The following is a 13,247-nucleotide window of genomic DNA, read 5'->3' as shown; positions in this document are numbered from 1 at the left end:
TCAGGAACCCTGCGGCGGAAACCATCCGCGTGCGTCACGCAGGGTTCTTCGAGCCACTTCGGCTGTGGGCGTCCCGGATTGCGCTGCCAATCGGTGCAGTTCGGCACGGCCTTCCGCCGCGCTGCGCCCGCCGGCGATGAGCACTCCGATCGCCTGATTCACCTCGCTCACCGACGCGAGCGCGTGAGCGGACCCCTCTTCGCCCGCACCGCGCAGGTGTCGATCGAGAACTGCGGAGTCGCCGCCGAGTCCGAGTGTGAAACTCACATCGGCGGCGAAGTCCACGAGAGCGCCTGCGGTGCCGGACAGAATGAGCAGATACTTCTCGGTCCCGATGCTGAGCGGGTCGGTGAGGGTGAGCCTGAGCGATGATGCCGGCTCGTGGTCGGCACTGTTCCCGGTCGACGCCGACACCTCGAAGTACTCACCGTCGACGATCACGGTGAGGGTTATCGAGACCACGGCCGATACGGCCGCGTCGATATCCGCGGACAGTCGGTCCACCAGTTGTGCGAGGTCGACGGTGGAGCTGTCGAGTGCTGTGGTCAATCGCGCCAGATCGGCGAGCAGACGAGGCTGCAATTTCATCGAGAATCCCGTGCGGCCCGACCGCCTGTTCGATTCTTCCGTGAATCCTGCCACGATGGATCTCCATCGTCCGGTGCAGGCGCGAGGCCAAAGTCGGAGTCCATGCCTCGATTGCACCCGCATAGTCGACGCTACGCGCTTTTGTCCGGTCTATGTGCGTCGGCGACGCGCGCGTGCCACCTTCATCGCCTCGGCGACCATGGATTGGGCCACTACAGCTATCTTCTTGTGCTCGGTCTGACTGATGTCTCGAAGCTTGTCGTATCCCTCGGCATCACTGCATCCGGTTCTACTGATCAGTATGCCGATGGCCTGATCGATCACGGCTCTACTGCCCAATGCCTTTTCCAGTTGCTCGGTCAGCTGCACTGCACTGTCCAACGCACGGGCATTCTGAGCCGAAATCGCCGCGGGCACTGCGAACAACTCGCCCAGTTCGGCTGCTCGATCATCGAAGGCGTTCGGCTTGTGCGCGTAGACGTTCATCGCGCCGAGTACCACCGACTTGGTGATCAGCGGCAGCGACAACACGCTGTGCACACCCAGCCGGCCCACCTGAGGTCCGAACTCGGGCCACTGCGGATCGGCGTCGAGCGAACCCGACCGAACGGTGATGCCCTCCTTCGCTGCGGTGATGCACGGCCCCTGGCCCAGTCCGTACTGGATGTCGTCGACCACACGGACGAAATCCTCGCTGGCCACGATCGTGGCGGGAAGGTTGGGATGCAACAACGTCAACCCGGCTCCATCGGCACCCGGGATGGCACGCACCGCGAATTCCGCGACGTGCGAGAGGGTTTCCGGTAGCGACATCGTGCTCATCGCCAACCGACCGAGCCCGGCCAGGGCGGCGGCGAAATCGTCGTCGAACTCGTCGGTGACGGGTTGCTCCGGGGCGGGGTTCTCCGCGTGCATCGCTGCTCGATTCGTAGTGAGCACACATGCTGATCGAGCACGTGTCTGCCCTTCCGAACCCTACGGCGTTTCGGACATTACGGGAACATCGACCCGAGATCGGGGCCATGCGCGCTCAGAACTCGAACACCTGACGAGCGGTGACGCGGCCACCCATGAGGTCGTCGAAGCACTCGTTCACTTCGTCGAGTTTGCGCGAGACGGCAGATACCGTGGTGCGCCCGGCCTCGTGCAATGCGAACACCTCACGCAGGTCCTTTCGGGTGCCGACGATCGAACCGAGGACGGAGATACCGCCGACCACCGTCTCGAAGATCGGAACCGGGAACACACCGTGCGCGGGCATCGACACGCACACCAGCCGTCCGCCGCGTCGCAGGGACCGGAATGCCTGATCGAACACGCTGGGGATGACGGCCAGCACGATGGCGACGTCGGCTCCGCCGAGATCTTGGATGGCCGCCACCGGATCGGTCGTCGCCGAGTTGACGGTGTGGTCTGCGCCGAGTTCACGAGCGAGTTCGAGCTTCTCGTCCTCGATGTCCACGGCGGTGACGAATCCTCCGGCGATCTTGGCGTACTGCACTGCCATGTGGCCGAGTCCGCCGACGCCGAAGATGGCCACGCGCTGTGCCGGTGTGACGCCACCGACCTTGACTGCCTTGTACGTGGTGACGCCGGCGCAGGTCAGCGGAGCGGCATCGAACGAGGAGATGCCGTCGGGAACGCGGACGACATATTTCGCATGGGCCACAGCGTATTCGGCGTATGCTCCGTCGATCGAGTAGCCACTGTTCTGCTGCTTCTCACACAGCGTCTCCCAGCCGGACACGCAGTGATCGCATTCGCCGCACGCCGAACCGAGCCACGCGATGGCGACCCGCTCGCCGATTCGATCCTTCGACACCTGTGATCCGACTGCTTCGATAACTCCGACGCCTTCGTGCCCGGGAACGAACGGCAGGGTCGGCTTGGCCGGCCAATCCCCCTGCGCAGCATGGATATCGGTGTGACAGACCCCGCACGTCTCCATCTTCACCAGCACCTGCTCGGGTGCCGGTTCCGGAATCGGGATGTCCTTGACGACCAGGGGTCCGCCGAACTCGGTGACAACAGCAGCTTTCATCGTGGACTTCCTCCAACTATAGAAACCAATGCCGTTCTCGACCATCGAGCAATGCACACCGTCGATGGTCGGCGCTGCGACACTCGGCATGTAGGGCCGGAAGTCACCGCAGGTTCGGGACGTATCCCGAACCGACAGGTCGGGAGCAGAAAGGCCCGAGGAGCAGGGGCTTTCGTCCCTGGCACTCGTCGACGACCTGGAGAACACTCGGCAGCATGGATACTGCTGCACACTCCCGATCGAACACCTGCGAGCAATGAACCTGTGGCGAAGACACCCCGGGGTCCGAACCGGTGACGCACTGACCACCGGTGAGCGAGCGGCGGATTACGTCCGAAACGGAATGGGCTCGTGGCCGTTCGTGTTCCTGTTCCTGGGCACCATGGCGCTGTGGGCAATGTACAACCAGAGCGACGGATTCGACCCGTACCCCTTCATCCTGCTCAACCTGTTCCTGTCGATGATCGCGGGACTACAGGGCGCGATTCTGCTGATCTCCGCCAAGCGCGCGGACTCGGTGAGCAGTGAGGTTGCGGTACACACACTCTCGAACACCGCCCTGCTTCAGGACATGATCGAGGCCAATACGGTCTTGACCGAATCGGTGGCGCAGTTGGCAGCCGAGATACACGAGCACGTCTGCCCGTCCGCTCAGCGTCTCGGTACAGGCAGATCTCAGAAGGTCACGAGCCCGGTGTCCCAGCCGTGAGACAGGCGAGTATCTCTCGGGCCCAGTTGCACACGAGTACCCAGTCGCGGAAGTCTCCTGCGACCGCTCCGGAGTTTTCGAAGATCTGACGCTCCCCCAACGAAAGTTCCTCGGGCTCGAGCCTTCCTGGAAACGTTCGGTGCGCGATGGCATGCAACACCGACACCGCGTGTGCCGCGTCGGAAATGACGTTGACCGGCCGGTCGCTCGAGTGCAGCGGTCCACAGGAGAACAGCCAGACGGGTGGATGGTCGGACCTCGACACCCTGTCGACCAGAGCCTTCGCGGCCGGAACCCAGCGATCGGAATAGACGGCGCTGCCGATGATCACTGCGTCGTAGCCGTCCACGCGGGTCACCGATTCCGGTGCCCGCATATCGACATCGACGCCATCGTGCTCGAAGACTCGGCCCATTTCCTGGCCCAGACTGTGGGTCGCTCCATGCCGACCTGCGGTACAGATCAGCAACCTCATGCGTCGTCCGACAACAGATACGCCGACTTTCCCGCGGCCACCGTCATTCGCCAACCGCGGAGAGCGATGACGAGCCCCAGCACACCGAACGATCCCAGCAGCCAACTCGTCTCACCGGTCACGGCCGCGAGAACCACAATCCAGGCCACGAGGAGCACGCCGGCGATGTGAGCCATCGGGCCCGACCGTCCGCCGCCTGCGAAGGCAGACGCCGCAGCAAGCCCCATCGGTATGCCGACGACCAACACCAGTGAGAGCGCTGTGAGCGTGACTGGCAACGTCCCCTGCACGTAAGGACTTGGATCGATTGCACCCGAGACCAATCCGATCGCGGCACCGAACGCGTTGATCGATGCACCTCCGCAGACTGCGCCGAGCCACGGCCAGCGTCGACTGCGTTCGGTGGCCACCCGCGTTGTCGATATCATCGGTCCAGCTTGGCCGCAGCGCACCGCGTGAACTAGGGCACAAGGTCCCTGCTGCGCAGGGTGATTCAGCGACCGAACAACGACCGCATGCTCGGACGCTCCGAGACGGGTAACGTCGAACCCTCACCGCAGGTGCAGCGGTCGGCCACGGACACCGTGGCCATGACGTCGTCGACATGGTTGCCGCAACCACCCCAGCCGGTCTTGTTGCAAGTGTTGCAGGTGACGGGATAACACATGATTCTCTCCTCTACGATTCGGTGAAATGTCAGGCCGGAACGTGGGCGTCGGCCCAGGCGTTGTAGCCACCCAGCAGATCCGAGACGTCCTCGAATCCCTGTGCACGGAGCAAGGATGCGGCCACACTCGAACGCCAGCCGCCTGCACAGTGCACCACGATCGGCTTACCCGTCGGAACGTGCTCGAGTCGAGTTCGCAGCTGCGCCAGGGGTATCGGTGTCGCTCCCGGGATCGTGCCGAGGTCGCGTTCACCCGGATTGCGGATGTCCACCAGTGTCACTTCGTCCGCTGCGAGCATGGCATCGAGTTGCTCCACCGTGGTGCGCGGAGCGGTCTCGACCAGTTCGGTCAGCTCCGGGGGAAAGATTCCGTCTCGGTCCACCACGAGGTAGCCGATCGCGTTGTCCGAGCCGATTCTGGCCAACCGCAGCGCGGCTTCCTGCTCGTCCCCCGGGTACGCGATGAGAACGATGCGTCCGCCGATCTCCGCGACCATGCCGCCGGTCTCGGCGAAGCGACCGTCGAAACCCACGTTGACCGATCCCCGAAGATGGCCGGCCGCGAAGTCGTCCACACTCCGCGCATCGAGCACTCGGGTGCCGGCGGAAAGCTCGCCTCGGACCTCCTCCGGTGTCAGCGCAGGAATTGTGCGGCTCGGTGACAGCAGCGGGTGCACCTGCTTGTTCATCGCGGCGTCGGCGGAGAAGTACGACGGCGCCGCCGGTTGACCTTCGGTGACCAGCGCAACGAAAGCATCCTCGGTCATCGGCTGCACCGACGGATTGGTCGCCCGCTGCTCGCCGATGGTGGAGGTCAACTCGGTGGACAGGTTCTTGCCACAGGACGAGCCGGCTCCGTGGGCAGGCATGACCACGACCTCGTCGGGCAGCGTCAGCAGTGTGTTGTGCACCGTCCGATACATCGCTCTGGCAAGGTCGGTGGTGGATCCGTCCCCGAGATTGACGAGATCGGGTCGCCCGACATCGCCGATGAACAGGGAGTCTCCGGTGAGCACGGCGGTCGGGGTGGCCCCGGGATGCTCGCGAACCAAGACCGAGATCGACTCCCAGGTGTGACCCGGAGTGGACAAGATCTCGAGTTCGACCTCGCCGAGGGACAGACGTTCCCCGTTGCGCAGTCTTCGAATGGGGTAGTCGGTCTCGGCCGACTCACCGAAGCCGATCCACGCGCCGGTCGCGTCGACCAATTCGAGGTGACCCGAGACGAAGTCGGCGTGAAAGTGGGTGTTGACGACGCCCTCGATCGTGAGGCCGTATTTCGCCGCATCGTCCAGGTACTCGGCGATGTCGCGACGAGGATCGACGACGATCGCGCGTCCGGTGCTCTCGTCGCCGATCAGATACGAAGCGTGGGAAAGGCATTCGAGGTAGTACTGCTCGAGGATCATAATTTCCTCCATCTGACCGTCTCCGGGCGAATTTCGCGGGGTGGTAGACACATCATGCAATACCCCCTAGGGTATGTCAAGTACCCCTTGGGGTATATGGTTAAACCATCGATTGGAGTGCACACACGATGACATTGGGTCTGGCGCTCGGGTTCGGCGCAGTGATCGGAATTCTGCTCGGCCTACTCGGTGGAGGCGGATCGATTCTTGCGGTCCCGGTGTTGGTGTTCGCCCTCGGCCTCGGCGTGGAGGAAGCGATCCCCGTCTCGCTGATCGTTGTCGGCACCGCCTCCGCAGTAGGAGTGATACCGAAGCTGCGAGCCCACCGAGTCGAATGGCGGCTGGCGGCCGTGTTCGCTGCGACCGGCATTCCCGCGACGTTCGCCGGCAGTGCACTCGGCCGGTTGCTTCCGGACAGGGTCCTGCTGCTCGGCTTCGCCGCCGTGATGATTGCCGCAGGAGCGCGGATGCTCGCCGAGCGGGGAGATATCGGAACAGCCTGCAAGACATCGACATCGGGCATCAACTGGAGACGCTGCGCACCACGTTCGATTCCGGCCGGCCTTGCCGTCGGATTCATGACCGGGCTGTTCGGCGTCGGAGGCGGCTTCCTGATCATTCCGGTACTGGTGCTGATGCTCGGCATAGAGATGTCGGTCGCTGTCGGAACCTCGCTGGTCATCATCGTCGCGAACTCCGTCGCAGGTCTGTTCTCACACCTGAGTGGTACGACCATCGACTGGTCGATCACCCTCGCCTTCGCAGGCACCGCGATCGTCGGCTCCCTCGTGGCCGCGCACTTCGGAAGTCGAGTCGATACCGCGCGGCTACAACGTTTGTTCGCCTACCTCGTGTTCGCCGTGGCGGGATACGTCGTCGTCGACGCGGTCTTTCTGAGCTGATTCGACCTCGTCCGGCCCCTGATCGAGCCGGAACGGCGGGTACTCGTCGGTCATCAGAGCCGCATAGGCCGCGACGCGAAACACCCACCGGTTGATGCCGAGCACCAGGTCGAACAGGCCTCGCGGATAGCGCCCGGCGAACAGAAGCGAGATACCGGCGATGAGGACGAGCACGCCGAGAACGGAGCCGAAGATGTACGGCTGGCCCGTAGCCCCTGCGTCCCCGCCGTTACCCGCTAAGCGGAAGCCCGCGTACCAGCCTCCCGCCAGCAGGGAGAGCACCAGGTAATGCGGGATCGCCAGCAGCCACCACTTCACCAAAACTTTGCCGCGCGAGAGTTTTTCGGGGTATTCCACCGTCAGCTCGGCGGGATGGTCCGTGCGGTGCAGCGTGAACGGCGGGTAGCGGTCGGTACCCAGCGCGGAGTACGAGTAGAACTGCACACGCCACACCCAGCGGAGAACTCCCACATTGAAGTCGAACAACCCACGCGGGTACCTCCCGGTGAAGAGGATCGCCAACCCCGCGACGAAGGTCGTGACGAAGAAGCCTGCCAGGAGAAAGACCAACACGATGTAGTGCGGCACTGCCAGAATCCATTTCACGAGCCACAGTCCCCGGGACAGCGACTCGGGGCGTGTGCCTGTGAGCACCACCGGATATCGAGACTGTTCGGTAGCGCTGAGCAGGGTGTCCGGTTCGTCGAGCGGCTTCGATTCAGCCGCGGTCTCGGAAGCCGTTCGCCTGCCGAGCCCGGAGGCACCGAAGACGATCGCCCCGACACCGAGCACCAAAAGGATCGCCGACGCTGCGAGCACGGAAGCTGCTACCGGTCCGAGTGACTGCACTCGAACGCCTGCCCTCACGTCCACGTCGACGCCGGCGCTCCCGTCGGCGTTCATGACGACCATCGTCCACGAGCCGCCCTGCGGCTTCCACTCCAGTTCTGTTGTCCCCGTGCCACTTGCGCGGGCGGACCACCACGGCTGATCCAGCGGTGAAGCAGCGGTGTCACTTCCGGTGACGTTGTCGTATCCAGCCCGAAAGGGAGAGAACTCGACATCGGTCACCACGGTGTGCGCCACACCGCGCAGGTAGTCGCGGACATCGGCAGTGGGCGCGATCCCGATCAGCACCTCGCGCGCGGGGTCGGACGAGGCGACTCGGACCGAGACCGAAATTCTGTCCGACAAATGCGGGTCGATCGCATCGACAAGGGAGACATCCTCGGACACGAGTGCGCTCGAGGCCGTCGTCAACGGTGCGGTCGGCAAACTGATTCGCCCCTCGTCGTCCTGCGCGACGTAACCGAAGAACAGAAGTACACCGACGCCGAGCACAGCGAATGCGACGAGTGAGACCACACATCCGATGACGAGTGCAAAAACTCTGTTCGTTCCCATGACGGGCCCTTCGGTCGGTACAGCTCGTGTGGTGGTGGCATCGGGCAGCGTGGACGACGCTACGAGGCGGCATCACAGGACAGAGGGGCCTTCGGTAACGAGCTCGTCGACAAAGGGCCCTACATCGCACGAGCCGCGGCGGGAACGCTCAGGGGAGGAGCACTCCATCTCCATGAGCGCGAGGTAGCCGATCTTCATGACCATCACCGACGCACCACCGACCACCCAACTGCTGCACGACGAATTGACGTCGATCGCCGCGATGCTCGCCGCGAGGTTCCCCGATCTGACGCGCGCAGTCGTCGACGACGCAGTCCGCACCACCTACGACCGCTTGCACGCCACCGCGCGCGTCCACGGCCACCTGTTTCCACTGACGTCCAATCGTGCCCGTGTCGAACTCGAGCGCCTGCAAGCGGAACGAGCAATCGACGACGACCTGCAGGCCGTCTCGGCCGAGATACGCCGCACCCTGCCGCCCATGGCAGGCCGGTCATGGTGAGCGCAGAGCCGCGACACCAACCCACGGACAACCCGGTCGCTCCCGGCTTCTGGGCGAAGACCGGCTGGGGTGACATCGTCGTCGCGCTCGACGGCACCGTGAAGTCCCGCGACGCCCTGACCTGGGCCGCGGGCCTGGCCTCTGTCACCGGCGCGCGCATTCGGCTAGTGCACGCACTCACCTCCCGCGAATCGGCCCGGTCGTTGGAGCGACTGCACGGTCGACGCCTTCTCCGATCGGCTCGCCGTGAACTCTTCGGTCTCGACCCCCGCATCGCAATCGATTCGATTCTGACGGACGATCCCATCGCCTCCGTTCTCGGCGCGCTCTCGCACACTGCTGATCTGATCGTCATCGGAGGTCGTGAATCGGGCCCGATCCGAGATGTGCTGTTCGGCCGCAACGCAACTCGCATCGTCGAAGAATCGTCGTGTCCGGTCCTGGTGTGGCGCCCCCAGCACGCGGATCTCACGCCGACCTCTCCGGTTGTCGTCGGCGTCGATCACTCCGACTCCTGCACCCGAGCGATCGAGGCGGCCTTCTGGTTCGCTGATGCACTCGAGGTCCCACTCACCGCGCTGCACGTCGGATCGCCCCACCGTCGGCCTGTCACGAACGACGCCGAGCTGGAACAGATCCGAGCACTCGAATGGCTGGGCGGACGCCTCGACGCTGCCAAGTCCATGCATCCCACGGTCGACGTGCATCTGCATCTGCTCGACGCGTCCGCGGAGCACGAGCTTCGACTCGCATCGGCCACCGCACACCTCCTCGTGGTCGGCAGCCGCGGGCACGGGCCATGGACTGGTCCGTTCACCGGGTCGGTCGGCCAGTCGCTGGTGCATGCATCGGGCTGCCCGATTCTCGTGGTGCGTCGAGTCCTCGAACTGCCGACAGCCCTCCGCTCATCGGGACCTTGTGCCCTTCCGGATCCACTGCTCGACGCCGGAGACTCGTAGGAGACGAATGCACTTCGGGTGGGAGTAGGTGACGGCCATGTTCTCGGAACTCGCGCACCGGTGGTGGCGACACAGTCCGTGGATCTCCAATCCACTGATGCGGCTGCCGGACAGGATCGAACGAGCGGCTTTCGCCGTCGGGACCGCGGTGCTTCTACTGCTGGTTCCCGTGGCAGCGACGATCGGTTCGGTGACGTACAGCGACCTGTCGTTGCGGGCGCAACAGCAACGCGCAGAATACGTTCGAGTCGATGCCAGGGTGGTCGACTCCGTCAGGACCGAGCGGTCCGAGACGGACGGTGCGGTGCCTGCCAGCGGTACCGCGACTGTGCAGTGGAGCGCGCCGGATGGCGCCATCCGGTCGGGATCGGCCCAGGTTCCGTCCGCTGTGCAGATCGGTGAGACGACTCCGATCTGGCGCGATGCGGACGGAAACCGCGTACGCGCTCCCGAGACTGCCGCCGGTGCCGTCGTCAACGGAACTGCCACGGCCGTGTTCGTGTGGTTCCTCGGTGCAGTCGTCGTCGGTGGTCTTGTCTATCTCACCACCAGGGCCGGCGAACGTTCACGAATGCGGCAGTGGGACAGGGACTGGCAACACTTTCTACAGGACCGCGACCATCCTTCGCGGTAGTGCCGTCGATCTTGTTCTGCCCCTAGTCCATCGAAGGATGTTCCATGCCTGCAGTAGTTGATTGCGACCGAACAGGCCCGGCGGTCGTCGGCACCGCAGAGGTCCACGAAACGCACAGCGCTTACGTGTTTCTACTCGGTGATGTCGCCTACAAGATGAAGAAGCCGATCGAGACGGACTTCCTCGACTTCCGTACCGTCGATTCCCGATGGACCGCATGCGACCGCGAGTTCGTACTCAATTCTCGATTCGCGCCCGATGTATATATCGGTATCGCCGAGCTCACCGATCCGGGCGGCGGACCCGCCGAACCACTGTTGAAGATGCGACGCCTCCCCGATTCGACCCGGCTGTCCACCCGCGCTGCGGCAGGCGACGATATAGGCACCGTCGTCGACCTCGTCGCGCAGACTGTCGCGATCGCCCATCGGAACAGTCCCCGAAGTACCCGCATCGTCGACGAGGGACGACAGAGCGCTCTGAACGAGCGATGGCGCAACAACATTCGAGAACTGCACACACTCGCGCTCGGCGTCCTCGACACCGCACTCGTCGACGAGCTCGAGTATCGATCACTGCGTTACGTCGCCGGTCGTGCGGCCCTGTTCGATCATCGGATCTCGCGGGGCCGCATAGTCGACGGACACGGGGACCTTCTCTCGGACGACATCTTCTGCCTACCGGACGGCCCACGAATACTGGACTGTCTCGATTTCGACGACCGACTTCGCTTCCTCGACGGAATCGACGACGTCGCCTGCTTGGCAATGGATCTCGAATTCCAGGGACGCCCCGACGCGTCTCGACGCTTCGTGGCGTCGTACCTCGAGGCGACCGAGGACGATCCTCCCTGCTCTCTGATCGATCACTACATCGCCTACCGCGCAACGGTTCGTGCCAAGGTCGCCTGCCTTCGCTTTCATCAGGGTCATTCGGCCTCGCAGACCGACGCGCTCGCCCACATGCGACTCGCGCTGGACCACCTGGCGTCGTCGGCCATCACCATCACGTTGGTGGGAGGCCTGCCCGGCACCGGCAAGAGCACGGTGGCCGCCGCACTCGCGGAACGCACCGGGGCGGTGGTGCTGTCGAGCGATGTGGTGCGCAAGGAGAGCGCGGGGCTCGATCCACGGTCTCCGCATCCGTCGGCAGTCGGATGCGGGCTGTACACCCCCGAGAAGACAGCATCCACCTATGCCGAATTGATGCACCGGGCGCGCGAGCAGGTTGGGATGGGCCGTTCGGTCGTCATCGACGCCTCGTGGAACGACGAGAAGTCGCGCGAGCACGCGCTCGAACTGGCCGCCGGCACCCACAGCGATCTTGTCGAGCTCGAATGCCGAACGCCCGAACATGTTGCCCTCGAACGTATTGCGACCCGCCCACGCGGCGCATCGGACGCGTCGCAAGCCGTGTACGACGCCATGGCCGGTGCCCGACGCCCCTGGCCGAGTGCAACCGTGATCGACACATCCGGGACGATTGCCGACTCGCTTGCCGCTGTGTTCCCTGCATTCGAGGAGACGATGACATGACCGATCTCGACACCGAATTCCGCTCCGCCGGTATGGACTACGAGTTCGCGCTGATGCGTAGCCCGTTGGCTGCGCAATTGTGTGTGGTCGAGTCTCGGATGCGGGTGATGATGACCGAGCAGGGGGCGCTGCACCCTCGTGACCTCGTTGCGTCGGCGCTGCCGTCGAGTCGACGCCCGACGCTGAACTCTGCCTGACGCCGGCGCGAGCGCATGACCTTCGAGACGCTCGCCCTGTGTGCCGCGGTGGGATTGTTCGGCCCACTGCTGGCGCTTCCGCGCGGGCTTCGGATACCCGTCGTCGTCGGCGAACTCGTCGCCGGAATTGCACTCGGCTACACAGGCTTCGGCGTTGTCGACCCGAGCGAGCAGACGCTGAGCTTCCTCGCGCAGGTGGGCTTTGCGCTCGTCATGTTCGTGGCCGGCAGTCAGGTTCCGATTCGCGATCCGCGACTGCGCATCGGTCTCGGGGTCGGCGCTGCGCGGGCGGTGGCCGTCGGGCTGCTCGCAACCGCGCTCGGTTGGGGCGTTTCGGCAGCCTTCGATCCGCCTCATCTCGGTCTGTACGCGGTGTTGATGGCGTCGTCCTCGGCCGCTGTCATCATGCCGATCGTCGAGTCCACAACGATGACCGCACCGGGCCTGATGGCCCTCCTGCCGCAGATCGCGCTCGCCGATGCAGTCTGCATCGTCGCGCTGCCCCTCGTGATCGATCCACAGCGGGCCGGTCCGGCCGCATTCGGATCTGCGACGGTTCTGCTCGCTGCCGCGGTGATCTTCGTCGTCCTGCGACACTTCGACGTCTCGGGACTGCGCCGCCGCGTGCATCGGGTGTCTGCCCAGCGCAAACTCGCGCTCGAACTGCGACTCAACCTGGTTCTGCTCTTCGGCCTCGCGGCCCTGGCCGTCCACACCCACGCCTCGGTGATGCTGGCCGGCTTCGGTTTCGGCCTGGCGATTGCCGCCATCGGAGAACCGCGTCGCCTTGCCAAACAACTGTTCGCCATCACCGAAGGATTCCTGGGACCACTGTATTTCGTCTGGCTCGGTGCATCCCTCGATCTACGTGCCCTCGCCGGTCACCCGAACATGATCGTGCTGGGGTTCGTCTTGGGCTTCGGTGCCATCGCGGTGCACGGCGCGATGCGCCTGACAGGCCAGCCCACCCGACTCGGGATACTCGCGGCAGCCCAGCTGGGTGTTCCGGTCTCGGCGGTGACATTGGGCGCGCAGAGCGGCGTCCTGGCTCCCGGTGAAGGCCCTGCCATCGTGCTCGGCGCACTGGTGACCATCGCGGCGGCGGCCGCAGCGTCGCGGGTCGCCGCTCGTCGTCCTGTCTGACCCTGCGGGCCTGCGGCGGCGCAAGGCATTTGGGTGTTTCGAGTTCCGCGTGACGGGGAACATGGGTCCTGGAACGATCGGC

The 13,247-nt window shown here is 64.6% G+C and carries 16 protein-coding genes; 8 read left to right on the top strand and 8 right to left on the bottom strand.

All coding sequences use genetic code 11. The annotated features are described in order from the left end of the window. From R3P95_RS07545 to adhP, 3 genes are all read right to left on the bottom strand, one after another. Window positions 1-588 carry a hypothetical protein gene (locus tag R3P95_RS07545; RefSeq protein ID WP_094670286.1) on the bottom strand — a complete coding sequence of 196 codons (588 nt, stop codon included), beginning with the start codon at window positions 586-588 and terminating at the stop codon, window positions 1-3. Window positions 589-738: 150 nt separating this feature from the next. Beyond that, window positions 739-1,503 carry a GAF and ANTAR domain-containing protein gene (locus tag R3P95_RS07540; RefSeq protein WP_094670287.1) on the bottom strand — a complete coding sequence of 255 codons (765 nt, stop codon included), beginning with the start codon at window positions 1,501-1,503 and terminating at the stop codon, window positions 739-741. Window positions 1,504-1,618: 115 nt separating this feature from the next. Continuing rightward, window positions 1,619-2,629 (bottom strand): alcohol dehydrogenase AdhP, encoded by a 1,011-nt coding sequence (adhP, locus tag R3P95_RS07535; RefSeq protein WP_317547882.1) that lies wholly within the window; start codon window positions 2,627-2,629, stop codon window positions 1,619-1,621. A 256-nt stretch (window positions 2,630-2,885) separates the two neighbouring features. On the opposite strand from adhP, the gene R3P95_RS07530 reads away from it, so the two are divergent. Continuing rightward, complete coding sequence (locus tag R3P95_RS07530; protein ID WP_269595026.1) at window positions 2,886-3,338, top strand: DUF1003 domain-containing protein; 453 nt, start codon at window positions 2,886-2,888, stop codon at window positions 3,336-3,338. On the opposite strand, the gene R3P95_RS07525 is transcribed toward R3P95_RS07530, so the two are convergent. The 4 genes from R3P95_RS07525 to R3P95_RS07510 form a co-directional block, all read right to left on the bottom strand. Further along, the gene (locus R3P95_RS07525; RefSeq protein ID WP_317547881.1) at window positions 3,313-3,813 is read right to left on the bottom strand and encodes a flavodoxin domain-containing protein; all 501 of its coding nucleotides are present in this window, start codon (window positions 3,811-3,813) and stop codon (window positions 3,313-3,315) included. The genes R3P95_RS07530 and R3P95_RS07525 overlap by 26 nt on opposite strands. After that, the gene (locus R3P95_RS07520; RefSeq protein ID WP_317547880.1) at window positions 3,810-4,241 is read right to left on the bottom strand and encodes a hypothetical protein; all 432 of its coding nucleotides are present in this window, start codon (window positions 4,239-4,241) and stop codon (window positions 3,810-3,812) included. Before R3P95_RS07520 ends, R3P95_RS07525 begins: the two co-directional genes overlap by 4 nt. A gap of 65 nt (window positions 4,242-4,306) precedes the next feature. Next, complete coding sequence (locus R3P95_RS07515) at window positions 4,307-4,480, bottom strand: hypothetical protein (protein WP_317547879.1); 174 nt, start codon at window positions 4,478-4,480, stop codon at window positions 4,307-4,309. A gap of 29 nt (window positions 4,481-4,509) precedes the next feature. Then, a complete protein-coding gene (locus R3P95_RS07510) occupies window positions 4,510-5,889 on the bottom strand; it encodes an MBL fold metallo-hydrolase (protein WP_317547878.1) in 1,380 nt (459 codons plus the stop codon). Between the two features lie 128 nt (window positions 5,890-6,017). Here R3P95_RS07510 and R3P95_RS07505 point away from each other — a divergent pair, with 128 nt between their 5' ends. After that, window positions 6,018-6,791 (top strand): sulfite exporter TauE/SafE family protein, encoded by a 774-nt coding sequence (locus R3P95_RS07505; RefSeq protein WP_317547877.1) that lies wholly within the window; start codon window positions 6,018-6,020, stop codon window positions 6,789-6,791. Here R3P95_RS07505 and R3P95_RS07500 read toward each other — a convergent pair. Further along, window positions 6,717-8,195 carry a DUF4389 domain-containing protein gene (locus R3P95_RS07500; RefSeq protein ID WP_317547876.1) on the bottom strand — a complete coding sequence of 493 codons (1,479 nt, stop codon included), beginning with the start codon at window positions 8,193-8,195 and terminating at the stop codon, window positions 6,717-6,719. The genes R3P95_RS07505 and R3P95_RS07500 overlap by 75 nt on opposite strands. A 196-nt stretch (window positions 8,196-8,391) precedes the next feature. Here R3P95_RS07500 and R3P95_RS07495 point away from each other — a divergent pair, with 196 nt between their 5' ends. Genes R3P95_RS07495 through R3P95_RS07470 form a run of 6 tightly spaced genes read left to right on the top strand, consistent with a single transcriptional unit; the run spans window position 8,392 to window position 13,165 of the window. Then, window positions 8,392-8,697 (top strand): three-helix bundle dimerization domain-containing protein, encoded by a 306-nt coding sequence (locus R3P95_RS07495; RefSeq protein WP_317547875.1) that lies wholly within the window; start codon window positions 8,392-8,394, stop codon window positions 8,695-8,697. Then, on the top strand, window positions 8,691-9,656 hold the full coding sequence (locus tag R3P95_RS07490) for a universal stress protein (protein WP_317547874.1): 966 nt from the start codon (window positions 8,691-8,693) through the stop codon (window positions 9,654-9,656). Before R3P95_RS07495 ends, R3P95_RS07490 begins: the two co-directional genes overlap by 7 nt. Before the next feature lie 37 nt (window positions 9,657-9,693). After that, the gene (locus tag R3P95_RS07485) at window positions 9,694-10,290 is read left to right on the top strand and encodes an Rv1733c family protein (RefSeq protein ID WP_317547873.1); all 597 of its coding nucleotides are present in this window, start codon (window positions 9,694-9,696) and stop codon (window positions 10,288-10,290) included. Between the two features lie 44 nt (window positions 10,291-10,334). Then, the gene (locus R3P95_RS07480; protein ID WP_317547872.1) at window positions 10,335-11,825 is read left to right on the top strand and encodes a bifunctional aminoglycoside phosphotransferase/ATP-binding protein; all 1,491 of its coding nucleotides are present in this window, start codon (window positions 10,335-10,337) and stop codon (window positions 11,823-11,825) included. Further along, on the top strand, window positions 11,822-12,022 hold the full coding sequence (locus R3P95_RS07475; RefSeq protein ID WP_317547871.1) for a hypothetical protein: 201 nt from the start codon (window positions 11,822-11,824) through the stop codon (window positions 12,020-12,022). The genes R3P95_RS07480 and R3P95_RS07475 overlap by 4 nt, the downstream gene beginning before the upstream one ends. 15 nt (window positions 12,023-12,037) lie before the next feature. Continuing rightward, window positions 12,038-13,165, top strand: coding sequence for a cation:proton antiporter (locus tag R3P95_RS07470; protein WP_317547870.1), 1,128 nt, complete (start codon window positions 12,038-12,040; stop codon window positions 13,163-13,165). The last annotated feature ends 82 nt before the right edge of the window (window positions 13,166-13,247 follow it).

Source organism: Rhodococcus cercidiphylli (assembly GCF_033042225.1).
In the GTDB taxonomy this organism is placed as follows: domain Bacteria; phylum Actinomycetota; class Actinomycetes; order Mycobacteriales; family Mycobacteriaceae; genus Rhodococcoides.
This window is presented reverse-complemented; position numbering and strand designations above follow the sequence as displayed.